The organism is Lacinutrix algicola, assembly GCF_001418085.1.
GTDB lineage: Bacteria > Bacteroidota > Bacteroidia > Flavobacteriales > Flavobacteriaceae > Lacinutrix > Lacinutrix algicola.
The window spans coordinates 188,045-211,985 of the sequence record NZ_LIQH01000040.1; the positions used below are offsets into that span (position 1 = coordinate 188,045).

The window sequence follows — 23,941 nt, forward strand, 5'->3', positions numbered from 1 at the left end:
TGCTTAATCATTTGGCTTATGCTTATGTGGTTTTAGATTTGGGTGTTTTGGCTTATTATCAGGAGTAACTCTTCTTCTTCTATCAGGCGTTCCATCTTCTTTCTTTGGTTTTGGTCCTGGTTTAATAGCTTCAATTTTCATAATTATTATAATTTAAGTTGTTCAGTTGTAAATGTATATAAATTAAAAACACAATCTTTACGGGAAACCTCAACAACTTAAAATTTCATATTAAAACAAAAAAAAGATCAAGCTTTACAACTTGATCTTTTTCTATAATAAACGTTACTCTAATGTAAATTACTTACTATTATTCAACATAATAGATTTAGCATTTACAAATTCTCTAATACCAAAACCACCGTGTTCACGACCATAACCAGAGTCTTTAACGCCTCCAAATGGCATGTTTGGGTGTGCTAAACCGTAAGAGTTAATGTTAATCATTCCGGTATCGAAATGGTCTTTTGCTAATTGTATGGCTTTGTCTTCGTCTTTACTAAAAATTCCGCCACCAAGCCCAAAACGACTATCGTTTGCAATACGCATAGCATCTTCGTTATCTTTTGCCTTAATTAATGAGGCTACTGGTCCAAATAACTCATCACTATAAGCAGGTTGTCCAGGTTTTACATCGCCTAAAACGGTAGATGGATAGTAGTAACCAGTAACGTCTGGCACTTGCCCACCACATAAAATAGTAGCACCGTTGCTTACACTTTCTTCTACTTGTTCGTGAATTTTATCTCTTAAATCCTCTCTAGCCATTGGTCCTAATTTAGACGCTTTGTCCATTGGATCTCCAAAATTTACGGCTTCCATGCCTTTAACAAAAGCATCTTTAAATTGGTCGTACACTTTTTCTACTACCACAAAACGTTTTGCTGCAACGCAGGTTTCTCCATTGTTATAAGTACGTGCAAAAATACTGGTTTGTACTGCTAGGTCTATATCGGCATCGTCTAACACCAAATAGGCATCGTTACTTCCTAACTCTAATACTGTCTTTTTTAATACTTTTGCTGCTTTTTGTGCCACGTATTCTCCAGCTTTAGAGCTTCCGGTTAAGGTAACACCTCTTACTAGTTTGTGCTCGATAATTTTATCGGACGTTTCGTGATCTATAATTAAAACGGTAAATAGATTTTTTGGTAATCCTGCTTTTTCTAAAACTTCTTTAAGTTTTAAAGCCGAACCAGTTACGTTTTTAGCGTGTTTTAATAAGACGCCGTTTCCTGCCATTAAGTTTACAATAGCATAACGAATGGCTTGATATAATGGGAAATTCCATGGTTGGATGCCATAAATAACACCTATTGGCGCTTGTTGAATGATTCCTTTTCCGCCATTTTCCATGGTTCTTACTTCATCTTGTAAATGTTTGATGCCTTCGGTTGCTGTGTACTCGCAAACGCCTGCACAAAGTTCTATTTCGTCGTGACTATGCTTTACTAGTTTTCCCATTTCTTGGGTCATTAATGTGGCGTACTCGTCTTTTACATCCATTAGTGTTTTACCAACGGCTTTTATAATTTCAGAACGCTCTTCTAAGGATTTTAGTTTCCAATCTAAAAAAGCTTCGTGACAGGACTCTACTGCTTTTACAGCTTCGTCTTCCGTCATGTATGTATACTGTTTAATTTCTTTTTCGGTAGCAGGATTAATAGTTGCAAATCCTTTATCTGTGGTATTACTCATGTTATTTTATTTTTAAGTTTATAGTACACGCTCTCTTGTTCGATACTGAATGAACATTTAAAATGATAACGCTTCTTGTGTTTGGCCTTTAATAAAAGGCTAATAATAATGGTTGGATTAACGGATTGTTAATCCTGAAGTTTTAGGCTTCACCTGTAGCAGGATAATCTGCTTTTAGAATATAATCGATTCCTCCTAAGACTTCGTTAAATGGTGGTCTACCAAATGGCATAGATTGGATAGATTCCCAATACATGGTTTGGTCTGGTGTGATTAAAAATAATCCTGGCTCTACAAAATGTTTCGGTTCTTGTTTTATGCCTTCGGAAATAAATAATCCCCATTTTCTGGCTTCATCGATAGAAAAATTATAACCTAATGGAATATCGTTAATGTCCCATTCTTTATAAGTTTCTTCTGCAATTTCTTTAGTATCTGCACTTATGGCGATAACGTTTACACCGCGATCTGAAAACTTACCTATTTTTTTCTGAAGTTCTTCTAACTGGCCTTTACAAACCGGACAATGTTTACCTCTATATACTAATAGTAACGTGAAGTTTTCTGGCGATTGCTCGCTTAATGTCCATGTTGTACCGTTTACTAGTTCTATTTTTAATTCTGGTGCTTTTTCTCTTGGTTTAATCATTTTTACTATATGTTTTAATTAATATGAAGGTTGAAATAACCAACAGTATTAATGTTTAATAATTCGCTTACACAAAGGTAAAAATAAACCAAGGCAAACCTGTTACACAATTATGCGAGAGCTTTACAAAATTGACATGTTAGAGCTAAAAATGACCGTTTTTGGTACTAAAAAGCGTGTAAATACTATAAAAATGAATAAAAACGCTTTATTCTATTTCTAGCTTGTAACCTACACCGTGCACATTCGTTAGTTTTATAGTGGTGTCGTCCTTTAGTTTTTTTCGGAGTTTAGAAATGTAGGTGTCTAAACTTCTGCCCACAATAACACCGTTATCTTCCCATACTTTTTTGGTAAGCGTGTCGCGTTTAATGATTTGGTTTGGATTGGCTACAAAAATGGCTAGAATTTCGCATTCCTTTTTAGAAAGGCTAATGGTTGTTGCGGCTTTTACAAGTTTGTTCTGTTCTGGATAAAATTGAAAAACGCCAAGCTTTTCGAAATCTGTTTCTATTGCTTTTGATACCGTTTCTGATTTCCTTTTTTTGAATACCATTATACCTATAACAATAAGGATAGCAATTACTAAAAGGTATAAAAGCCAAGTATAGCTGTTTGCTGCTTTAGGATTATCTAAAAATGAAATAGTAATGATATAACAGCTTTCTGGCAACACACGACCTGCACATGGTATTATAGTAAGTTCCTGCGTTTCGTGAATTTCGTAACTGTAGGCAACTTCGTTATCTGTGCATTGCAATACTTCTACACGGTAACTTTTAGCAAGTGCTGTTTTATTAAAGCTGTTTTCTATTGCTTTAACTAGTTGACTTGGCTCGAAAGCTAGTGGTTTATTAAATTCTAGTTTAAAAACCGATGTTTTCAATTCTAAAACAGGTAATATTAATGATGTGGAATCTTGATTTTTTAGTAATAATTGATTGCCGGCTTCACGAATAGCAACTTTAGCCAATGCCGAAACGTTAGTATTGTTTTCGGTTTTACACGAAAAAAAGACTAGTGCTACTATTAGTACTAAAAATGCTTTATAGATTCTCAATGCTTTGGTGTTTTAAAATCGATGTAAATAACTTGCTATTTAGTGACTTCTAATAGCTGTTGACACTTATTTTACACTTTTTTGACAATTGAAAGTTACAAAAAATGCTACTAAATAATGGTAACACGCACTTTACGTTTTTTAACGTGCTTATTATTTACTTTCTCTACTATTGCTTCTGCTTTTGCTTTTGGGACTGCTACAAATGCACAGTCTTGTTTTAGTTCTATAACACCTAATTCGTTACGCTCTAAATCGCCTTGTTTAAAAAACAAACCTGCAATATCTCCTTTAGAGATTTTATCTTTTCTACCACCAGAAATAAATAAAGTAGACCATAAACTATCCATATTGGTTGGTCTGCCTTTAAGTTTTACAATTTCTGAAGATGTAATAAACTCTGGTAAGTATTCGTTTTCCCATTGTAAAACGTACGCTGTTCCTTGTGCGTTCATTCTTGCTGTTCTACCGTTTCTATGGGTGAACTCTTCAGCTTTTAATGGTAATTGGTAATGCACGATAAAGTTTAACTCTGGAATATCTAATCCACGAGCCGCTAAATCTGTAGCTATAATAATTTTATGAGAGCCGTTTCTAAATTTTATAAGCGCGCGTTCTCTATCTATTTGCTCCATACCACCAAAAAAGCAACCGTGTGGAATATCGTTTGTGTTTAAAAAGTCGCTTACATACTGTATAGTATCTTTAAAGTTACAGAATATAATACCTGGCTTGTTACCTATATGCTGTAATAAATCTACTAAAGTTTGTAGTTTGTTTTTATCTGGTGAGATTACCTTTTTAATAACTAAATTAGATATTTTAGTATGTAAATAGTCTATTACTATTTCATTTTCTAAACCTACAAATCTAGGAATTTCCATATCCTGAGTTGCCGAGGTTAGAATACGTTTTTTAATACTTGGTAAGCTGCCAAGAATTTCGCTCATTTCTTTTTCGAATCCTATTTCTAGAGATTTATCGAATTCATCTAAAACCAAAGTTTTAATGTCTTCTACAGAAATGGTTTTTTTCCTTAAATGATCTGCAACACGACCAGGTGTTCCAATTAATATGGCTGGTGCGTGGGAGAGTTCTATCTTATCTTTAGAGAATGGTCTACCACCATAAACAGCATTGGCTTTAAAACCAGATCCTATTTCTCTAATTACCTGTTCTATTTGTATTGCTAACTCTCGAGAAGGTACTAATATTAATAATTGTACATTCTCGCACTTAGTAGACAATTCGCTTATTGTAGGTAATAAAAACGCAAGCGTTTTACCTGTTCCTGTTGGTGATAACAAAACAGTATTTGCAATAGATGTAATAGATAAATACGCTTCCTCCTGCATAGGATTTAGTGCTTCGATACCTAATTTCTCTAATATTGCTTTATGCGTTTTTTTTTGGTTTGACATTACTCTTTTTTTTGCAAAGATAACTACAGTTTTTGGTTTGAGTTCTTTTTTTCTATTTTTCAAATAACTATTACTTAATATACAATGAGATATAACACTTTGGCTTTATAATTATAGTCTTGCTGCTAATTTCTCTTTAATACCACCAAGCCATTCTTCTTTTAAAATACTAAGTATAATACTGTCTCTTCGTGTACCCTTTGGTGTGGCACAATTTTGCCTTAATACACCTTCTACAGTACAGCCTAAACTTTTCATGGCTGCAATGCTTCTTTTATTGTTATTATCTGCTCTAAACTCTACACGCTCTACTCCTAAGGTATCGAAAGCAAAAGATAGCATTAGATATTTACAATTTTTATTTAAGCCCGTACCTTGAAACGCTTTACCATACCAAGTATAGCCTAATTGTAAGGTTTGGTATTCTGGGAGATAATCGTAAAAACGTGTGCTTCCTGCGTATGTATTTGTACGCTTATCGAATACTAAAAACGGGTACGCTTTTTTATTAGCCTTATCTTGTAACGCTTTGTTTAGGTAGGCTTTCATGTTATCTAATCCGCTAGCCGATTGTAACGAGTATTCCCATAAACCGGGTTCATTAATTGCAAATTCTGATAGTATACTTAAATGCTCTGCTTGTAATGGTATTAGTTTTACAACGTCGTTTTCTAATGTGTGGTTTGTATTGAAGTCTAAAATTTTCATTGTATTTACTCTTTAGTTGATTGGTATTAATTAGTGTCTATTTTAGCTTATAATATAATTGTGATTGTTAAATACATTTACTATATTAATTCTGTTATTTTGAATGCTTTAAAATTCATTTTTATAAACAAAAAAGAACAATCGCTCATTAATAAAATGAAGCTATTGTTAAGCCTTTAAATTTATTAATTAAACTAAAACACTATGTCATTAATTACAATTATTATCAATTTATTATTACCACCATTATCTGTTGCTATGCAACATGGTATTGGAGGTAAGTTTATTGTAAATTTACTATTAACTTTATTAGGTTGGTTTCCTGGTGTTATCCATGCCTTCTACGTAAGCAAGTAATTAGAGCATAAAAAAAAGGATAATCCTGCTAATAGGATTATCCTTTTTATATCTAATTTATAGTGTTTAAAGTTCGACACCAGAGGCACGATATTCTATGTCCATATTTTTTCCTTTTTTCTTGAACTCTACATCGTAAAATTCGCCTTTAGTAGCGCTATCTACTTTTTCTACTTCTGTAATTTTCTCGTTACCATAATTTTTCTTGATGGCTTCTTTAATCGCTTTTGGTAAGTCTTTTTTATCGATACTTGTTTCGGTTTCAATCCAGTTTCCATTTGGAGAGAAATCTGCTCTATATTTTATACCATCAATTTTAAAATCTGACTCGAAATTACCATGCGCATCTACTTCCCAATCTGGGTCATTCTCTCCAGGATATTTAGCTTGAAAAGTTTCTTTAACCGATTTAGGTGTTTGACTTTCGGCCGTATTTAAACAGCTGAAAAAAGTTATAATATTTAAAAATACCAATACAAATGTTTTCCTCTTCATTATTCAATTTTTTAGTTAAATATTGAGTAAATTTAATTTTTTTAGAATAAAACATTTATAATATTATCTTAAAACACTGTGCTTTAATACCTAAATAAATTACAATACTAATGTTAAAATTTATATATTATACCGTTAGAAAAAATCTCATAAAAAATCACTCTATCTTTTTTGTGTAAACATTAATTAATAAAAATAATGCTTAAAAAAATAATACCACTACTTGTTATTCTTATTGCTTTTAGTTTAAAAACTGAAGCTCAAGAACTTTCTACAAAACAAATTAAAAACTTAATTGAAGCTTATAAAAAAGATCCCAGAGGTCCTTATAATCGTATCAAATGGTTTTGCGAAGATAATACAGAGCGCGAGCCCAAAGATCCATGTCCAGATAGTATTGGAGGCGGAATACAACATGCAAGTTTTAAAGAGTCTGCTTTAAATTTAAGAAAAACGAATCGTCTTTATTTTGGTGAAATTATTGCTGCTGTAAAGCAAAACGATTTTTTAAATCGTGACCATAAGTTTAGCCGAATAAAACAATATCAAATTGGTAAATACCTTGCTAGTGTAGATGATGGATGGGTTTTACAAAAAGCACAATACTACAGAGGTGCTATACAAAGTGAAGATGAAGACACTTGGGGAAAAGACTTTTTTGAATGGTTATTAAAAGACGAACAGTTTATTGATGCCAATTATTATTTTTTAAGACAAGTATTAAAAGATGTCCCTCATAATGGCGATGATAATATTACACAATTAATGAGAAGTCAGAGTAAAACTATTTCTGAAGACTTGAAATCGTTTATGGATATTAGAATTAAAATTCATGGGCAACCAGAAGTTACCGATATTAAATTGGTGAAAGATTTTATGGAAACTAAAAGTGTTCCAAAAGAATTAAAGAAGGATTTCGATGCGTTATTAATAACCATGGATAAATTTTATGCTCCTATCGATTTTACAAGATTAGAAGAAGAGTTAAAAACATTGCCAAGCACTAATATTACAACTAAAAGAATTCAAGATTTTATTACTGCTAATAAAAATGATAATACCTCAGCTTCTTTTATTTCTGAAATCGCTACTATTTTAGTTGAAATTAGAAGTAATATCTTAAGCTACAAAAGCAGTGAAGACCGTTTAAAATTATTGGATTTATCTAACCAATTAGAACATACTTTACTTACCGAAACTCAAAATTGGAAAACCATTACACCTGGAGAGAGCCTAGATAAAATTAGCGCTTTGTCTTGTGCTGCCTTAGGAACTGGTTTAATTGAAGATTGGGAATACAATGCCATAGAAGAGACAACTAATAGTAAAATTGCAAATACCGAATTAAGTATTAACGATTTAAATCAATTATTAACCACAAGCCGCAGTGTTGTAGAATGGAGTGCTGCAATGGTTAAGGCTAATTATCAAGATATTGTTGACGACTATACTACTTTCGAGCCACTATCTTATGGTTTTATAGACGATCGCGTTAGAAGTAGCGTTGCTTTAAGCTTAGGTGAAACCGTTAGCGAATTTGGTGCTTTTGTTTCTAAAACTTCTAAAATTAACAACGCCGTGATGTCTATAGAAAACCAAAGTGCAATAAGAGGATTAAATCCTGGATATGCCTTTGGTGAATTGGTTGTTGTAGATGGCAATCCTGATGATGTTGAAGTAAACAGTAATAACATTTATATATTTGAAAAACCACCTCACGATTTAAAACCAGTTGCAGGAATAATGACGGTTTCTGAAGGTAATTTAGTGTCTCACGTTCAACTTTTAGCCCGTAATTTAGGAATACCAAATGCTGCTTTGTCTTATGATAATTTAAAAGCAATGAAAAAATACAATGGCAAAACCATTTTCTATGCGGTATCTAATAAAGGTAGTGTAATTATTAAAGCAGAAGACGCTATGTCTTCTACCGAAAAAGAGCTTTTTAGCAAAAAAGAACGTAGTAAAAACATTATTGCTGTTCCTGTAGATCAAATTCGTTTGGATGTATCAAAAGTGCTTAATATGCGTGATGTGGATGCTACAGATTCCGGTAAACTATGCGGACCAAAAGCTGCTAATTTAGGAGAGTTAAAGCAATTGTTTCCTGAGCAAGTTGTGGAAGGTATTATTATTCCTTTCGGAATTTTTAGATCGCACATGAATACTAAAATGGCAAATGAGAATAAAACGTATTGGGAATACCTAAACGCTACATTTACTGTTGCTAATGATATGCGTGCTAATAAAACAGATGAAGCTACAGTTGAAGAATTTCAGCTTAAAAACTTAAAGAAACTACACGATGCTATTATAAACATGCCTTTAGAAAATAGTTTTGTTGAAGACATGAAATCTAATTTTAAATCCGCTTTTGGAGATACTATTGGTAATGTTCCTGTGTTTTTACGTAGTGATACCAATATGGAAGATTTGAAAGAATTTACTGGTGCTGGATTAAATTTAACGTTGTTTAATATTAAAGATGAAGATGCCATTGTAAAAGGTATTAAACGCGTTTGGGCAAGTGCTTACACAGAACGTAGCTTTAAATGGCGTCAAAAATATTTAAGTAATCCTGAAAATGTATTTCCTTCTATTTTAATAATACCAAGTGTAGATGTTGATTATTCTGGTGTTATGATTACTAAAGGTATTAACTCTGGAAATGATAACGATTTAACGGTTGCTTTTAGTCGTGGTGCTGGTGGTGCTGTAGACGGACAAAGTGCAGAGACACGTTTAATTTCATCTAAAACAGATGAATTATTAGCGCCTGCAAGACAAAACGATTACATAAGACTTCCAGATTATGGCGGTACTAAAAAATATACGACAACTTTTGAGTTTCCAATTTTAAATGCTCGTAATATTAGTGACATTAGAACATTGGCAACCGAAATTAGAAAAAAAATGGTGCAACATGCCGACACTCCAAATCAAGCTTACGATGTAGAATTTGGTTTCAAGGATGATAAATTGTGGTTGTTTCAAATTCGTCCGTTTGTGGAAAACAAGCAAGCAAAAAGTTCTGAATACCTCTCTTCTATCTCACCAAAAATTGAAGGTGATACATTAATCAGTCTTTCAGAAAAACTATAAAAAATATTATGAAAAAAATATTCTACATATCTATTGGTCTTTGCATTTTACTTTCTTTTGGGTTTGTATCCTACCCAATAGATGGTTACCAACGTACTGGAATTAAGCGTTTATACCAAATACATAAAATGCAAATAGACAGTGTGCCTTATAACCGTATTCCGTTTGGTGCCTATAAAAAGTTAGCAGATATTAAGCTTAATCTAACGTCTAGAACCGAAGACAGTATTAAAGAATTATTTGTAGAAAACAAAGAATTTGCTGAACGTATTAAACGTTTGGTGCCTAGTGGTGCTTATTCTTTAGCAATTATGGACATGACCAATGCTAACGATTTAAAATATGCTGCACATAGAGAAAATGTGGGTTACCAACCAGGAAGTGTTGGTAAAATAGCCGTTTTAAATGCTGTTTTTACGCAAATGGCTAAAGTATGTACCGATTTCGATGAACGTATTATGTACCTAAAAGACATTAAAGTGTCTTCTCGTTATTGGGGAACTGGAGATCACCATACTGTGCCAATTTATGATATTGAAAAAGATAAACTATCTAAAAGACAGGTTATAGCCAGCGATAAGTTTTCGTTATTTGAATGGTTAGACCATATGGTTTCTGTTAGTAATAATGGTGCCGCAAGTGTTATGTACAGAGAAGCAATGTTAATGGCAGCTTTTGGACAAGAATATGTTAATTTAACCGAAGAACAAGGTGAAAACTACTTTAAAGAGACACCAAGAGACAGTTTAACAAACTTAGCAAATACGGTTGTAAACGAACCTTTAAGAGATTTAGGAATAACTGAAGACGATTGGAGACTTGGAGGTATGTTTACACGTACAGCAGATAAGTATGTGGGTAGAAAAGGTGGTAGTATTGGTACGCCAAAAGGTTTAATGAAATGGTTTGTTAAACTAGAGCAAGGAAAAATTGTAGATACAAAGACTAGTCTTGAAATGAAACGACTACTCTACTCTACAGACAGGCGTATTCGTTATGCAAAATCTAATAGACTAGATAGTGCTGCTGTATATTTTAAGTCTGGTAGCTATTACAAATGCGATAGAAAGAAGAATCCTGATTGTAAGGATTATGCAGGAAACGTTTTTAATTATATGAATTCTGTTATTATTGTAGAACATCCAAACAACGGTACTAAATACATTGTTTGTTTAATGTCTAACGTATTAAACAAGAATTCTGCAGGAGCACACATGTATTTGGCAAGTAAGATTGATGACTTAATTGAAAAGAACAACGAGGATTCTGATGCTAAATTAGACGAGAATTTTAAAGATAAAGACGACCAAGGAGAAACTGGTGGTAATTAAAGTTTAACATCTGTTAAACTATCTATAGTTGCGTAAGCAAAAAACTTAACATCCTTATTTTTATGCTTTTTTAAAGGCATTGCAATAGGGATGTACTTTTTGTTACCAAGTACCATTATAAGATGTAAAATCTCTAATTTAACACGTTTACCTCTTCGTTTAATTAGCATTGTTAAGTATGCTTTTTCTGGTATTGTATTAATTTTTAATATCGCAGAATCGAAATGGTCATTTTCTATTACAGTATGTTCTATTAATGGAAAGATTTTAGACTTTAATTGTGAATTTAATAAATTATCTAAAAATTCTAAGGCATTAACTCTAGCCTCTTTAACGTCACTAAACAAACCGGAATAAGTTACATTAATATCGGCTTCATCGTAAACCAAACTTAATAACTTAAAAATACATTTTAAACTAGTGTCAATCTGCTCATTTAAAACGTCAATTAAACTTTGTCTAGCAATAAAAACCTCGGTATCACTGTCGTTTTCAGGTTCTAAAAGCGATTGATTAATAGCACTTTGAATTGAGGAAATAGCATCAATTGTATTTTTATAATATCGCCCTTCTCTTAATATTACACGTTTAAAAATTCGTTTGTTGTAAAAGAGTGATTGGTTTTTCTGTCTAAGTTTTAATAATGCTTTAGCAGATTCTAACCTAATAACTACATCCTTACTCTTTAGTAATCTTAATAAAATTTTTACAGAATTTTGAGAGTTAAAAGCACTTATTACTTTAGGTAGATGCTGTTTAATATTATCGGATAATTCTTCAGATTTGTTGAGGTTTAAAATTGTTTTGGTAATTCCTGTTCCGTAGTTTTTAAGCGCTTTAATGGCTTGTTTTCGATGCTCTTTAGTCGCTAAATATTGTAATAGTTCATCTATAAAACGCTCGTTGGCCGTTATACCTGCAGCTTTAATAGCGTAACCTACTATGTATGGATCTCTATTGTTTAAATGTACAGTTATAAAAGGATAAAACTTCTCGATACCGGAATATGCAATAGTAACTAATAGCTTTGCTACAGCTTCTTTTCTACTAAATCCTTCTGGTGTGTTTAACGTTCTCACTTGCTCTGCTATTCTATTCTGCAAATTATATTTAAGAGATAGCTTATTATTATTCACACCTTCTTTTGCAAGACATAGCAAGGCTGCGTTAGAGATATAATCGGTTTCGTGGTTTAAATACTTATCAAAAAACGCATTTGTATTTATATTAGAATGCTGCATAATATAATCTAAAGCAGTATAAACTAAATCATCATTTTCTTCCGTAATTAAAGCTTCAACTTTATTAATAGCAGTTCCTTTATCATATTGAAACAATTCTTTTATTGCTTCTGTTTTCACCTTATTCGATGGATGCTCTAATAAATTGATAATACTATCCTTTAAAGCAACAAATCTATATGAGCTTAATTGCTCTAAAAGACTTAAAATTTCGGTTTCTGCTCCAGAATTTAGAATACGTCTAGCAGCAACTAAAGTCGTTTCGTACTTAACTCTTTTTTCTGTTTTTGCATTCGCAACTAACGTTTTTTGAATATTAGTTCTAAAAGAATTAAAATAAGCCTCTCTTAGTCTGTAGATTAAAAGAATCCAAATAAAGACAAAAAGTAAAATGATAACTGTAATATACGAGGTGTCTAAATCTAATCTTCTAATTAAAAAAATAAGTAGGAAACCTGCAATACCAGTTGCCACACTATCTACTGCAACATCTATAAAAGACTTTGCCTGATTTTTAATGTTATTAGGAATTGGCATGATAGATAATTCTACAGCTGCTTTATTTAACGATTGTTTAAAGCTACCATCTATTCCTTTTATTATAACTAAAACCCATAATTCTGGAAAGGTTAAAAACAGTAAACTCCCTAAAGCAATACCTAAAGGCAATATTAGTAATGTAGAAGAAACGCCAAACCTACTTAAAAAACGATTGGTAACAAACAGTTGTAAAACTAAAGCAATAACATTAAAAGTGGAAAACCAAAAGCCAAAAAAAGAGGCTAATTCATCTGAATCTGAAATAGCTTTATTAGCAAAATCACTAAATTGAAAATCGACTAGTTTAGCTACAATAACACCAATACCAGTTATTAGAGCTAAGTAAGTTAAATGTTTAGATTTTAATATGAGTTTAAATGAAGAATCCTGAGTAGCAGTTTCGTTGTATTTACGTTGTTTCCTAACGTAACTTGTCATTTTTAGAATTCTTAAATTCCAAATTTTCTTAATAATTGGAATACAACATAAAATAAGTAGCGCTGCCATTAAAATGGCATATTTATTACCGTAAGAAGATACGATAATACTCGTTAAATAACCTCCAAATACACCACCAGCAATAGCTCCTGCTCCAATAAAACCAAATAAACGCTTGGCTTCTCTTGCATTAAAAACCATATTGGCTAGAATCCAAAACTGAGAAGTTGCAATAACTGCAAAAAGTGAAATACTTAAATAATAGAAATATAGTAATGCTTTATCGAGAGCATTAAAATGTAAAATAATACTTAATGCTATAAACGCTAAACTAAAAATTATTAGAGACCCAATAGTTACTTTAAGTAACGAAAAGGCTTTAACTGCTTTATTATAAAATATTGAAGTAAGCACAGCAACCAATGCTACAAGCAAGTAACCATATGGCAAACTATCTGCACCCAATTGATTAACAAATATTGCATTAACCGTTGGTTTTACAATTAATAACACCGTTATAATTAAAAAAATATATAACTGCATTAAAAAAGAGATGTATATTTCACCATCTCTTAGTCCAAATGTTTTATTAAATATGTTTTTTAGTAAAGGCAAATAAAGTACTTTATACTTTTAGTGAAGAATGAGATTTCTTTAAAACTTTTTCTATTGGTACCACTAAATTTCTCGTGATTTGCTCTCCTAAATCGTTTTCAATTAGTGCTACAATAATATACTTGCGTTTTGGTCCCCAAACAAGAGCAGAATCTGCATGGTAGTTTTTCCAAGAACCCGATTTTCTATAAATTGTTGCTTTAGGCGCTATTTTATCAAGCGTGTTAACAAACTTATGGTGTAATGCAGGATCTTTCATTATATCTAACATCTCTTTAGAACGTGCATTACTAACTAAGTTACCCATTGCTAACTGATAATAAAAACTACATACTTGTTTTGTTGTTGCCGCATGACTTAAACCTTTCATAGGTTCTGGATGGCGCTTACCACCTGCCGCATAACGTTTTCCAACCCATAAACCACCACCAACTTCTTCGTCGTAAAGTTTATTTTTAGGCGCTCTTAAAACAGCTTCAATTTTATCGTACCCAACACGATCAATCATTCTTGTAGAAGCTTGATTGTTAGATTTACTAATCATTAATCTCATGTCGTTTCTAACTTCCTTTGTGTCTTGTAACTCACCTTTATCTATGGCATCCATAGCTGCTAACAAAATAGCAATTTTAGGTAAGCTTGCAGCATACATCATGTGGTCGTCATTTAAACCGGCATATTTAATGTTACATTGGTCTGTTAAATCTACAATAGCTATGGACATCTTCTTATTTTGAATTAGTCCTTTCCACTCAGAATTCTTATAAATTTCGGTTTGCAATATTTTTTGCAAATCTGCATTCTGTAAATCTGCAATGGGATCAATTTCTAATCTTGTACTCTTTAGTGGTAATTCATTTTGTGAAAAACCTAATATACTTATCAAAAACACTAGTATTGAAACGGAAGTTCTTATTGTGTTATTCATTTAATTTTTTAAGTTTTAATGTAACAAGTATAATTTACAAATTACGCGCCAAATATCGTGTTTTTTTATCTAAATAAATGTTAATTTTTTAGATTTAATTTACTGTTTTTCAGTTATTTAAAATTTACATTTTATTTCCATAAATATCTAATTCAACAATAGATTTATTTAGCTTTTTAACGTCCTCAAACTGAGTCGCTTTATCACCAACAATTACATAAATCATGTCTTCTTCAACCAAGTATTTATTGATTATGTTTTTATAATCTTCTAAAGACATATTTACCAATTCCTCTTGATCGTTTTCTGTAAATGTTTTAGCTAAATTGTATTTACTAATTTTTCTAAGCATACCTAATTGTGCTCCTAAACTTTCGAAAGCTCTAGTATTACCTTTCAGTATTTTATTTTTGGTAAGCTCTACTTCTGTTTCAGAAAAATCTTTAGCATAATTAGAAACCATGTCTTTAATTATTTCTAAGGATTTTAAAGTAGCATTTGCTCTTACACTTGTTCTAATAGTAAAAGGAGATACTGTTTTATTAGCCACTATACTTGAGTATGCTCCATAGGTGTAACCTTTACCAATTCTTAACGTTTGAAATAATTTACCACTAGATCCACCTCCAATAATTTCGTTTGCAAAACCTAAATTATTTGCATCTTCATTTTCTTGGGATAATACCGATTTACCTATTAATATTACAGATTGTTTTGCGCCTGGAAAGTCTACAAAATACAATTGATTTTTAGTTGTATTTTCTGGTAATTTGTACTCTGGAATAACGACACTTTTAGTCTTCCAATTATTTATAGAAGCTAGTGTGTTTTTAATAGCTGTTTTGTCTAATGCACCAGCAATATGAAATGTTGCTTTTTCTGGTGACAGTTTTTGGTAATAATCTTTTAAATCCTGAATAGTAATAGCATTTGTAGATTCTGGTGTTCCAGAACTTGGCACCGAAAATATATGATTTTCGCCATATATTAACTTGTTATAAACCAATGATGCAATACTATTAGGATTAGCCTCATTACCTTTTAAGTTGGTTTCTAAAGCTGTTTTAAGTCTGTTATATTCATTTTCATCCCAACGCGGCTCTAGAATAATCTCTTTTACCAATGCCATAGTCTCATCGAAATTTTTAGCCAAACAAGAACCTATAATATGAAAATCTTCGAATGTTGAATAGGTGTTAATATTTGCGCCTAATAAGCCAATAGCTTCTTCCAAATCTGCCGATGTTTTGTTTGCTGTACCTTCCATCATTAAATCGGCTAGCAAATTAGCAACACCAGATTTATTAATAGGATCTAATAAATGTCCGCCAGGAATAGTAATATCGAATTGCACTAAAGGCACTTCGTTATTTTCTATACCGTAAACTTTCATACCATTACTTAAAGCATCTGTCCAAACGGTTGGTGATTTAAACAATGGTAATTTACCATAACCAGGTTCGCTTCTATCGTGTTTAGATTCTGTTTTAGTGTAAACAGCTTCTGCACCTTGGCTTACTTCTTCATTAGCAACATCTTTTTTAACTTCTTCAATCCATACGGTAGCTAATTCAGCTTCAGCTACAGCTAAATCTAAATTTCCTTTTGGCACAACACTCGTCATTACATAATTCTTATCCTTTAAGTATTTAGTGTACACACGCATAACATCTTCTGCAGTAACTGCATTGGTTAACTTAGCGGTTTGTGTGATATAACTTGGATCTCCGTTAAACTCATTATCTTCTACCAACTGAAACGCTTTGTTTAAAACAGTACTTACACCTCTAAACAAGCTAGTTTCTAATTCTGCTTTAATACGCTTTAAATCTTTTTCGTTTACACCTTCTTTTTCAAAACGCAACAAACCTTCGTCTACCGCTGCTTTTACTAAGTCTAAATCTGTACCTGCATTAGCTCTTACTCTAAAAACAAATTCTCCTGCTAGTTCACTACTACTTTGGTAAGTACCAACATTAGGTGCTAATTTTTGTTCCTCTACAATGGTTTTGTATAATGGTGCTTTTTTACTTCCACTTAATAACTGACCTAAAATTTCTAGTGCATATTTATCTTTGTTATATTCTTCTACCGTAGGAAACGTCATGCGTAGCTCTGGTAGTTTTGCAAAACCATCTTCAAAGTACAATGATTTTGTTTCACTTAAAGTAACAGGCATTGGCTCCAAACTCTCTACTTCTGGACCGCTAGGTATTTCTCCAAACCATTTTTTTACGAGTGCTTTTGTTTCATTAATATCAATATCTCCAGCAATAACTAAAGAAGCATTACTTGCACCATAATATTGTTTGTAGAAATCTTTAACATCTTCTATTGTTGCCGCTTGTAAATCTGGTAAAGCACCGATTACTGTCCAATTGTATGGATGCGTTTCTGGATACAGGTTTTTACGTTTAATCTCGTCTGTATAACCATAAGCTGCGTTATCTACACGTTGGCGCTTTTCGTTTTTAACCACTTGTTTTTCGCGCTCTAAAGCTTCGGTAGTTACGGTATTAATCATATATCCAAAACGATCTGAATCTATCCAAAGTATTTTCTCGAATGCGTCTTTTGGTACTACTTCATAATACACCGTATAATCGTTAGAAGTTCCTCCATTTCTGCTACCTCCCCACTCAGGTATCATTTTACGATTTGCTCCAACAGGAACATTTTCGCTGTCGTTAAAACTCATGTGCTCGAAAAAGTGTGCAAAACCAGTACGACCAGGTTTTTCTCTATTAGAACCCACATGCATCATGGTAGCAACTGCCACAATAGGATCGCTATGGTCTTCGTGTAAAATAACTTCTAAACCATTGTCTAAAGTAAATTTTTCGTAGTCAATTTTAAAATCTACTGTTTTAGTTTCTACTTCTACTTCTGCTTCTTTATTAGAGCAGCTTATTGAAAATAAAATAGTACCTAATAAGAGTGTTTTATTTAATAAACGCATGTTGATTGTTTTATTCATTTTGATAAAGATAATTATTATAAATAAATGAGGAATGAAATATGACATTACTTAACTTTACATTTTTAAAATCTAAAAAAAGATTATGCTTAAAACATTTAGAATTGTAGCTTTATTAGAAGGTGTTTCGTACTTATTATTAGCAGGAGCAGCAATATATAAACGTATGCCTGATGGTAACGATGAACTTGTGAAACTACTTGGTATGCCTCATGGTTTACTTTTTGTCGCTTATGTTGCATTAGCAGTGTTTTTACGTATTACATACAAATGGGATACTAAATCATTTATTATCATTTTATTAGGTTCTCTTATACCTTTTGGAACGTTCTATGTCGATAAAAAGTATTTAAAACCCTTAGCATAATTAAAAATTGTTGTATTATTCGGTAATTAATACTGAATTTATGTCCAATTTCCCTCGTTTTTCTATCATAATAGCTAGTTTTTTATTGTTTCAGTGTAAACAATCTTCTAAACCTGAAAAGACTTTAGAAATACAAAAGGAAACTGTTGAAGAACAAGTAACTTCTATAAAAGATGATAACGAGTTTCTAATTAAAGGAACTTCGTTCTCATTAGATAACACAAACATTTATCTTTTTAAAGCTGAAGATGATTCTTTTGCTTTAGTAGATTCTACAAAGGTTAGTGATGCTAAATTTCAATTTAAAGGTTTAGCAGAAATACCTGCGATGTATCGTGTTTCGGAAATTAGAAACAAAAATAAAGGTTTTTCTATATTAGTTGATGCATCAGAAATAAATGTGTTTTTAAATAAACGTATCGATCACTCAACAGCATACTCTACTTCTACTGTACAAAAAGAATATAACGATTACATTTCGCAAATGACTGTTTTTAAAGACAAAGGCATGGCTTTGTATTACGGTTTAAAAGGAAATTTTTCTGCAGAAAACATAAAGAAACTAAAACAAGATCGTTTAGCATTATTTGCAGAACAAAATAGTTTTATTGAAACCTATATTAAAGACCACCCGAACTCTTATGTCGCTGCTTTTTTAATAAAAGAAAACATTACTACTTATAATACAAAAACACTGAGGTCGCTTTACAATGGTCTATCTCCAGAAATTAGAGATTTAGATATCTCTAAGTTTATAGATTCTTTAATTGTAGAAAAAGAGTCTAAAATTGAAGAACGCTTACCTGTTGTAGTAGCGAAAAAAGTTGAAGAGAATTTTACAGGTGAATACAGACCAAAAGCTTATAAAATAAGTGGCTTAAATCCTTACGGCGAGACTATTTCTTTTAAATCCATACCTAAAGGTAAAGTGGTTTTAGTAGATTTTTGGGCGAGCTGGTGTGGACCATGCCGAGCAACAAACCCAACCTTAGTAGCATTACACAAAAAATATAAAAGCCAAGGCTTCGAAATACTAAGCGTGAGTGAAGACAAGGCAGAAGCACAATGGCTAAATGCCATAGCCGCAGACGGTTTAACTTGGGATTACCATGTAATTGATAAAAATAAAAACATAGCTTTTCGCTATGGCGTAGAATCTATTCCTTATAAAATATTAATAGATAAAAATGGAAATATTGCTAGCGAAAAAATTTCGGGTAGCGCTTTAGAATCTAGAATACAGCAATTGCTAAAAGAGTAAATTACTCTTTTAGCCTGTCTTTTATATATTCAATTTTAGTTTTCCCATGCGGTTTTGGTTTACCATCGTCTCCAAGGTTAACCATAATAATATCTTCTACTGTAATAATGGTTTCTCTTGTCATCATGTTTCTTACTTCACTTTTTAATGTGATTGACGACTTTCCAAAAACCTTAACTTCCATTCCTATTTCAACAATATCACCTTCTACGGCTTTACTATTAAAATTTATTTCACTCATATACTTGGTTACAATTTTCGAATTGTTTAATTGTACTACAGTATAAAGTGCTGCTTCTTCATCTATCCATGCTAATAAACGGCCACCAAATAAAGTGCCATTCGGATTTAAATCTTCGGGTTTTACCCATTTTCTTGTGTGAAATCTCATAATGTAAATAAGTTTTGTTGTGGCGCGATAGTGTCCTCGTTTGGAACTTTTAAATCGTAACCAAGTTCGTTGTTTAATTTTTTTATAAAATATGCTGAAAGCAAAGGCGATTCTACTTCTAAATTTTGATGAATAAAGAAATCAATCTCTTTAATACCTTGTGTTTTCCAGTCTTTAATACGTTCTACCCAATCGTCTAACCTTGCATAATCACTTGGATGGTTTGCACCAACATAGCGCACAAAGGCAGTACTGTTTGTTAAACGCATGTGCATAATGTCTCGTCTTCCAGCAGAATCGACAATAATATTAGAAATATTGTTTGCTTCTAAAAGTTGAAATAGTTTTTCAGCAATCTCTGTATTATACCAATCTGTGTGTCTAAACTCTACGGCTAAAGGAATCTCTTTTGGCCAATGCTCAATAAAATCTACCACACGAGAATAATCTTTAGGTGCAAAATTAGAATGCATTTGCAAAAAAATGGTTCCTAGTTTTTCTTTTAAATTTGAAGCATTATATAAATAATTTTCAACTACAGCGTTTGTATCTTTTAAACGTTTCCAATGCGAAATTTCCTGATTCAGTTTAGGAAAAAATTTAAAATGCGATGGTGTCTTATCATACCATTTAGCAAACTGCTCTGATGGAAAAATGCGATAAAAAGTTGCGTTTAATTCAATAGAATTAAATTGCGAAGCATAATAAGCCAATTCATCTTTTGTTCCTCTTGGATAAAAACCTTTTAGGTCTGCTCTATTCCATTTGGCACAACCAACATATATTTCTGGCACATTATTATCCTTTACCAAATTAAGCACACGTTTAGTGTCTTTATGGTCTTTTGGTAAAGTAAAGTCTATTAATTCTGGATGGTCTACGCTTCCAAATTTCATCTAATATTAATTTATTATAAAGGTAATTGTTGATAAGACCGTTAACAAGAAATTTCTATATGAAATGGTTATACCGTTATAATTAATAATTTTATAGAAACACTTATAATCATGACAACTAGAGATTTGCAGTTATTAGACATTAGACCAATAATAAATACGATTAAAATAAGTGATAATATGAGTAAAGGTGAACGTTTTCAAAACGTTACGCTACGTCCCATTATTAAATTACAAAATGATTTACTTGTGGCTGTCTTTAGAAACTATATTGCAAAACATAAAAATGTGTTTTATGAGCTTACTTTAGATAAACGTTTGCATTATATTGACAACGCAATACATAAAGACATTAAGCTTAGAAACTCTCTAAAAGGAATGATTATTGGGCAATTTACTACCGAAGAGTATTCCCTTTACATAGAAAATTCTTCTGCATTAAATAAACGCATGATGAATTTAGTAATACAACGCTTGCAAAGTAACATCCAGCTGTTTGAAAAAACTGAAGCACTTAACGCTATTTAATCTATTAGAGATTCTCCATTTAAATCTGTTGTTAAAATAGCACTCATATAATCGAAATATGGGCGGATAGTAACAAATGCATTATCTATAATATCTAGTAATTCTTTACTTTGCACCTCTTTATCTGTTAGTTTTTTAGTAAAAACAAACTGTTTCTTTCGTATTAAATCTATAGAAGCATGTTCTTTATCGAAGCCTTTTGGAGCTGTTTTTAACTCCTCTCCTTCTAATTCTCCCCAAACAGATTTAAAGTCTTTATTATTGATTATTGCTCTTATTTCCTCGTCGTCCATTTCAAATTCTTTTCTAATTCGTAATAGATCTTCTTTTGCAGGATCCCAAAAACCTGTAGCGATAAAGCTTTCGTTATTAGGTTGAATATGGAAATAGTAACCACCACGTAATCTAGGTTTTACTCTATGAAAAGAACCACCAAGATGTGTTTTATACGGTTGCTTATTTTTCGAGAAACGGACATCGCGATAAATCCTGAATACTTTTACCTTATCTGTTTCATCGTGAGTATTTAATCTTTCATTTATAGTATTATAAAAACTTTTAACCTCGGTTTCTAATGTTTTAAACTCTGGTTTATTATCGTTAAACCAGTCTCGGTTGTTGTTCTTTTCTAATTTTTTTAAAAAATTAAATACGTTTTTTGAAATCATAAACTGCGTTTGAAATTGGACTATAAAAATACAAAAAAAGTCTCAGTTTCAATATTTTGAAACTGAGACTCTAACTAAAAACTTATTATTAAAATTAATCTACTGCATCATCAATATCATCTGCAACATCTTCAACGGCATTTTCAATCTTGTCTCCGGTTGACTCTTCTCTACAGCTTGTTAAAGCTATAGACATTGTAAATAAAGCTATAAATAAATAAATATGGTAATTTTTTCATTTTTAGTATTTTTAATAGTTATTAAGATTCGTCATTAATCTCTTCGATTTCCTCTTCTACATCTTCAATGGCATCTTGTACATCGTCGGAAGCATCATCGATCTCATCTCCTGCATCTTCAATAATTTCTTCAATTGTTTCTTCCGGTGTTTTCTTTTCTTCTCTACATCCTGTTAATACTATAGATAACGAAAACATTAAGACTAATAAATATGATATTTTTTTCATTTTTTGCTGTTTTTTTTAATGGTTAAACATTAGAATAAATCTACAATTAAACTAAATATCTTTAACAAAAAGTTTAGCTTATTTTTTAAAAAAAATGAAAAAATTATCTTCTTCCTCTAATTAAAGATAACACAAATAATACTAGAAATATAAAGAAACATATTTTAGCTATTCCTGCCGCTCCTCCTGCAATACCACCAAATCCTAAGACTCCAGCTATAATTGCAATTATAATAAATGTAATGGTCCAACGTAACATAATTTTTGTTTTTAATGGTTAATAAATGTATTTCAAAAAACTAATTTTTAGTTTTGTGACAATTCTAATTCCTTATTATAATCTAAGCTCAACTTGTTATCAAACTGTAGCGTTCTAATAGGAAATGGTATATTAATATCTTTTTTATCGTAAGCCTTTTTAATTTCTATAATAGCCTTACTTTTTGCTTTCATTTTCTCTAGTGCATTTTCAGATTCTATCCAAAATCTACATAGATAATTTATTGAACTCCCACCGTACTCTGTGTAATAGAATTCTACGTCGTCTGGCGAGTTTATTTGATCGAATGTATCTGCAACAGTCTGTTTTGTTAATGCTTCAACTTCATCTAAATCTGACTCGTAACCAACACCACATTCTAAGAAAATTCTCATTTTTGTAGTTAAAGAGTAGTTTTTCACTGGATTCTCTAAAATTGATTTGTTTGGGATAAGTACCATATTATTATCAGCTTCTTTAACTACAAAGTTTTTTAAGCTAATCTCTACAACTTCTCCTGAAAAGCCATTTGTTTCTACCCAATTACCTAGTTCTATACTTTTTCTAAAACTCAATACAATACCAGCAAAAGTGTTGCTAAGCGTGCCTTGTAAAGCTAAACCTATTACTAAACCAGAGACACCTGCGGCTCCAATTAAGGTTTCTAAAGTTTTACTTAAATTCATTACACCTAAAGCAAGAAACAATCCTACCGCTATAATAGTAATGCTTGTTATTTTGGTGATAATATTAACTAATGAATCTTGTTCTACTTTTCTAGAAATTAGCTTCCCTATTAATCGAGAAACATATTTAGCAATGAAATAAAATACTATTAGTACTATAATTGCAATTACAAGATTTGGTAAGTTTTTTACAAAGGTATTTAACCAACCTATTAATTTACCTGATATTAGTTCGTATGCTGTGTTTAATTCGTCTGTCATCGTTTGTTATTTGAGGTTAATAATTAAGTATACTACTTAATACTAACTCTTAATTTCATCTTTCTTAAGTTGTTCGTCTGTACTTTTAGACCAAGCATTTAACATCCAACTAGATTTTTCTAATTCACGTATGTACGCACCAATTAAATCTATTGTTCCTTCATCACCTACTTTTTCAGATTTTGAAATAACATCTGTCATTTGAGCAAGAATGGTTTTATGATCATTTAATAATATCTCTACCATTTCTTGATCTGTAGCTAAAACTGAAGCTTCTTCTATTGATGAAATTTTTAAGTAATCGCTAAAATTACTCACAGGATGATGCCTTAAGGTAAGTATACGTTCTGCTATTGCGTCAATTTTTACTTTAGCATCGTTATACATGTCTTCAAACTGGATGTGTAAATCGAAAAAGTTTTTTCCTAAAACATTCCAGTGAAAGCTTCTTAGTTTTTGGTAATAAATGTTGTAATCTGCTAACAACGAATTTAACTCCATTACTACAGGAATTAACTTTTCATCTTTCATATTCAAATAATTCATATCGTCTGTTTTTTAAGGTTGTTATTATCTCTGGTACAAAGATGCAACACA

The 23,941-nt window shown here is 31.6% G+C and carries 23 protein-coding genes; 6 read left to right on the plus strand and 17 right to left on the minus strand.

Features of this window, described 5'->3' with window-relative positions:
* Positions 1-3: 3 nt before the first annotated feature.
* The 6 genes from ASC41_RS16945 to ASC41_RS13825 form a co-directional block, all read right to left on the minus strand.
* Positions 4-141, minus strand: a complete 138-nt coding sequence (locus tag ASC41_RS16945; protein ID WP_160318810.1) for a hypothetical protein — start codon at positions 139-141, stop codon at positions 4-6.
* Between the two features lie 159 nt (positions 142-300).
* A complete protein-coding gene (locus tag ASC41_RS13805; protein WP_055437237.1) occupies positions 301-1,698 on the minus strand; it encodes an NAD-dependent succinate-semialdehyde dehydrogenase in 1,398 nt (465 codons plus the stop codon).
* Between the two features lie 142 nt (positions 1,699-1,840).
* A complete protein-coding gene (locus ASC41_RS13810) occupies positions 1,841-2,347 on the minus strand; it encodes a redoxin domain-containing protein (protein WP_055437238.1) in 507 nt (168 codons plus the stop codon).
* 208 nt (positions 2,348-2,555) lie between these two features.
* A complete protein-coding gene (locus ASC41_RS13815; RefSeq protein ID WP_055437239.1) occupies positions 2,556-3,407 on the minus strand; it encodes a winged helix-turn-helix domain-containing protein in 852 nt (283 codons plus the stop codon).
* 110 nt (positions 3,408-3,517) lie between these two features.
* Positions 3,518-4,828 carry a DEAD/DEAH box helicase gene (locus ASC41_RS13820; RefSeq protein ID WP_055437415.1) on the minus strand — a complete coding sequence of 437 codons (1,311 nt, stop codon included), beginning with the start codon at positions 4,826-4,828 and terminating at the stop codon, positions 3,518-3,520.
* 111 nt (positions 4,829-4,939) lie between these two features.
* Positions 4,940-5,536: a GNAT family N-acetyltransferase gene (locus tag ASC41_RS13825; RefSeq protein ID WP_055437240.1), complete on the minus strand. Its 597-nt coding sequence runs from the start codon at positions 5,534-5,536 to the stop codon at positions 4,940-4,942.
* A 204-nt stretch (positions 5,537-5,740) separates the two neighbouring features.
* On the opposite strand from ASC41_RS13825, the gene ASC41_RS13830 reads away from it, so the two are divergent.
* The gene (locus ASC41_RS13830) at positions 5,741-5,893 is read left to right on the plus strand and encodes a YqaE/Pmp3 family membrane protein (RefSeq protein ID WP_055437241.1); all 153 of its coding nucleotides are present in this window, start codon (positions 5,741-5,743) and stop codon (positions 5,891-5,893) included.
* A gap of 66 nt (positions 5,894-5,959) precedes the next feature.
* On the opposite strand, the gene ASC41_RS13835 is transcribed toward ASC41_RS13830, so the two are convergent.
* Positions 5,960-6,388 (minus strand): PepSY-like domain-containing protein, encoded by a 429-nt coding sequence (locus tag ASC41_RS13835; RefSeq protein ID WP_055437242.1) that lies wholly within the window; start codon positions 6,386-6,388, stop codon positions 5,960-5,962.
* A 198-nt stretch (positions 6,389-6,586) separates the two neighbouring features.
* On the opposite strand from ASC41_RS13835, the gene ASC41_RS13840 reads away from it, so the two are divergent.
* Positions 6,587-9,490 (plus strand): PEP/pyruvate-binding domain-containing protein, encoded by a 2,904-nt coding sequence (locus ASC41_RS13840; RefSeq protein ID WP_055437243.1) that lies wholly within the window; start codon positions 6,587-6,589, stop codon positions 9,488-9,490.
* Between the two features lie 8 nt (positions 9,491-9,498).
* Positions 9,499-10,821 (plus strand): serine hydrolase, encoded by a 1,323-nt coding sequence (locus tag ASC41_RS13845; RefSeq protein ID WP_055437244.1) that lies wholly within the window; start codon positions 9,499-9,501, stop codon positions 10,819-10,821.
* Here the strand turns inward: ASC41_RS13845 and ASC41_RS13850 are convergent.
* The 3 genes from ASC41_RS13850 to ASC41_RS13860 form a co-directional block, all read right to left on the minus strand.
* Entirely contained in the window at positions 10,818-13,583 is a 2,766-nt protein-coding gene (locus ASC41_RS13850) for an Npt1/Npt2 family nucleotide transporter (RefSeq protein WP_241489675.1), read from the minus strand. The genes ASC41_RS13845 and ASC41_RS13850 overlap by 4 nt on opposite strands.
* A gap of 82 nt (positions 13,584-13,665) precedes the next feature.
* Positions 13,666-14,583 carry a serine hydrolase gene (locus ASC41_RS13855; RefSeq protein WP_055437246.1) on the minus strand — a complete coding sequence of 306 codons (918 nt, stop codon included), beginning with the start codon at positions 14,581-14,583 and terminating at the stop codon, positions 13,666-13,668.
* Positions 14,584-14,707: 124 nt separating this feature from the next.
* Positions 14,708-17,560 carry a M16 family metallopeptidase gene (locus ASC41_RS13860; protein ID WP_241489676.1) on the minus strand — a complete coding sequence of 951 codons (2,853 nt, stop codon included), beginning with the start codon at positions 17,558-17,560 and terminating at the stop codon, positions 14,708-14,710.
* Positions 17,561-17,645: 85 nt separating this feature from the next.
* Between ASC41_RS13860 and ASC41_RS13865 the strand changes: the two genes are divergently transcribed.
* Both ASC41_RS13865 and ASC41_RS13870 read left to right on the plus strand, forming a co-directional pair.
* On the plus strand, positions 17,646-17,927 hold the full coding sequence (locus ASC41_RS13865) for a DUF3817 domain-containing protein (protein ID WP_055437247.1): 282 nt from the start codon (positions 17,646-17,648) through the stop codon (positions 17,925-17,927).
* 40 nt (positions 17,928-17,967) lie between these two features.
* The gene (locus ASC41_RS13870) at positions 17,968-19,188 is read left to right on the plus strand and encodes a TlpA disulfide reductase family protein (RefSeq protein ID WP_055437248.1); all 1,221 of its coding nucleotides are present in this window, start codon (positions 17,968-17,970) and stop codon (positions 19,186-19,188) included.
* 1 nt (position 19,189) lies between these two features.
* On the opposite strand, the gene ASC41_RS13875 is transcribed toward ASC41_RS13870, so the two are convergent.
* Entirely contained in the window at positions 19,190-19,579 is a 390-nt protein-coding gene (locus tag ASC41_RS13875; protein ID WP_055437249.1) for an acyl-CoA thioesterase, read from the minus strand.
* A complete protein-coding gene (locus ASC41_RS13880; RefSeq protein WP_055437250.1) occupies positions 19,576-20,475 on the minus strand; it encodes a DUF72 domain-containing protein in 900 nt (299 codons plus the stop codon). Before ASC41_RS13880 ends, ASC41_RS13875 begins: the two co-directional genes overlap by 4 nt.
* 111 nt (positions 20,476-20,586) lie before the next feature.
* Between ASC41_RS13880 and ASC41_RS13885 the strand changes: the two genes are divergently transcribed.
* Complete coding sequence (locus tag ASC41_RS13885; RefSeq protein WP_055437251.1) at positions 20,587-21,003, plus strand: hypothetical protein; 417 nt, start codon at positions 20,587-20,589, stop codon at positions 21,001-21,003.
* Here the strand turns inward: ASC41_RS13885 and ASC41_RS13890 are convergent.
* The 5 genes from ASC41_RS13890 to ASC41_RS13905 all read right to left on the minus strand — a co-directional run bounded on the left by ASC41_RS13890 (position 21,000) and on the right by ASC41_RS13905 (position 23,890).
* A complete protein-coding gene (locus tag ASC41_RS13890) occupies positions 21,000-21,671 on the minus strand; it encodes a DUF2461 domain-containing protein (protein WP_055437252.1) in 672 nt (223 codons plus the stop codon). The two genes, ASC41_RS13885 and ASC41_RS13890, sit on opposite strands and share 4 nt — an antisense overlap.
* A gap of 260 nt (positions 21,672-21,931) precedes the next feature.
* Positions 21,932-22,138, minus strand: a complete 207-nt coding sequence (locus ASC41_RS13895) for a hypothetical protein (protein WP_055437253.1) — start codon at positions 22,136-22,138, stop codon at positions 21,932-21,934.
* 103 nt (positions 22,139-22,241) lie between these two features.
* Positions 22,242-22,397 carry a DUF1328 family protein gene (locus ASC41_RS16670; RefSeq protein WP_083477220.1) on the minus strand — a complete coding sequence of 52 codons (156 nt, stop codon included), beginning with the start codon at positions 22,395-22,397 and terminating at the stop codon, positions 22,242-22,244.
* 47 nt (positions 22,398-22,444) lie between these two features.
* Entirely contained in the window at positions 22,445-23,344 is a 900-nt protein-coding gene (locus tag ASC41_RS13900; RefSeq protein ID WP_055437254.1) for a mechanosensitive ion channel family protein, read from the minus strand.
* A gap of 42 nt (positions 23,345-23,386) precedes the next feature.
* Entirely contained in the window at positions 23,387-23,890 is a 504-nt protein-coding gene (locus ASC41_RS13905) for a Dps family protein (RefSeq protein WP_055437255.1), read from the minus strand.
* Between the last annotated feature and the right edge of the window lie 51 nt (positions 23,891-23,941).

What these genes read in the sequence shown, in the direction of transcription:
- ASC41_RS13850 (WP_241489675.1), bottom strand. Translation starts at nt 13,583, where the DNA reads ATGCAGTTATATATTTTTTTAATTATAACGGTGTTATTAATTGTAAAA.
- ASC41_RS13810 (WP_055437238.1), bottom strand. Translation starts at nt 2,347, where the DNA reads ATGATTAAACCAAGAGAAAAAGCACCAGAATTAAAAATAGAACTAGTA.
- ASC41_RS13805 (WP_055437237.1), bottom strand. Translation starts at nt 1,698, where the DNA reads ATGAGTAATACCACAGATAAAGGATTTGCAACTATTAATCCTGCTACC.
- ASC41_RS13890 (WP_055437252.1), bottom strand. Translation starts at nt 21,671, where the DNA reads ATGATTTCAAAAAACGTATTTAATTTTTTAAAAAAATTAGAAAAGAAC.
- ASC41_RS13900 (WP_055437254.1), bottom strand. Translation starts at nt 23,344, where the DNA reads ATGACAGACGAATTAAACACAGCATACGAACTAATATCAGGTAAATTA.
- ASC41_RS13835 (WP_055437242.1), bottom strand. Translation starts at nt 6,388, where the DNA reads ATGAAGAGGAAAACATTTGTATTGGTATTTTTAAATATTATAACTTTT.
- ASC41_RS13855 (WP_055437246.1), bottom strand. Translation starts at nt 14,583, where the DNA reads ATGAATAACACAATAAGAACTTCCGTTTCAATACTAGTGTTTTTGATA.
- ASC41_RS13865 (WP_055437247.1), top strand. Translation starts at nt 17,646, where the DNA reads ATGCTTAAAACATTTAGAATTGTAGCTTTATTAGAAGGTGTTTCGTAC.
- ASC41_RS13845 (WP_055437244.1), top strand. Translation starts at nt 9,499, where the DNA reads ATGAAAAAAATATTCTACATATCTATTGGTCTTTGCATTTTACTTTCT.
- ASC41_RS16945 (WP_160318810.1), bottom strand. Translation starts at nt 141, where the DNA reads ATGAAAATTGAAGCTATTAAACCAGGACCAAAACCAAAGAAAGAAGAT.
- ASC41_RS13885 (WP_055437251.1), top strand. Translation starts at nt 20,587, where the DNA reads ATGACAACTAGAGATTTGCAGTTATTAGACATTAGACCAATAATAAAT.
- ASC41_RS13870 (WP_055437248.1), top strand. Translation starts at nt 17,968, where the DNA reads ATGTCCAATTTCCCTCGTTTTTCTATCATAATAGCTAGTTTTTTATTG.
- ASC41_RS16670 (WP_083477220.1), bottom strand. Translation starts at nt 22,397, where the DNA reads ATGTTACGTTGGACCATTACATTTATTATAATTGCAATTATAGCTGGA.
- ASC41_RS13820 (WP_055437415.1), bottom strand. Translation starts at nt 4,828, where the DNA reads ATGTCAAACCAAAAAAAAACGCATAAAGCAATATTAGAGAAATTAGGT.
- ASC41_RS13880 (WP_055437250.1), bottom strand. Translation starts at nt 20,475, where the DNA reads ATGAAATTTGGAAGCGTAGACCATCCAGAATTAATAGACTTTACTTTA.
- ASC41_RS13905 (WP_055437255.1), bottom strand. Translation starts at nt 23,890, where the DNA reads ATGAATTATTTGAATATGAAAGATGAAAAGTTAATTCCTGTAGTAATG.
- ASC41_RS13895 (WP_055437253.1), bottom strand. Translation starts at nt 22,138, where the DNA reads ATGAAAAAAATATCATATTTATTAGTCTTAATGTTTTCGTTATCTATA.
- ASC41_RS13825 (WP_055437240.1), bottom strand. Translation starts at nt 5,536, where the DNA reads ATGAAAATTTTAGACTTCAATACAAACCACACATTAGAAAACGACGTT.
- ASC41_RS13875 (WP_055437249.1), bottom strand. Translation starts at nt 19,579, where the DNA reads ATGAGATTTCACACAAGAAAATGGGTAAAACCCGAAGATTTAAATCCG.
- ASC41_RS13840 (WP_055437243.1), top strand. Translation starts at nt 6,587, where the DNA reads ATGCTTAAAAAAATAATACCACTACTTGTTATTCTTATTGCTTTTAGT.
- ASC41_RS13860 (WP_241489676.1), bottom strand. Translation starts at nt 17,560, where the DNA reads ATGAATAAAACAATCAACATGCGTTTATTAAATAAAACACTCTTATTA.
- ASC41_RS13830 (WP_055437241.1), top strand. Translation starts at nt 5,741, where the DNA reads ATGTCATTAATTACAATTATTATCAATTTATTATTACCACCATTATCT.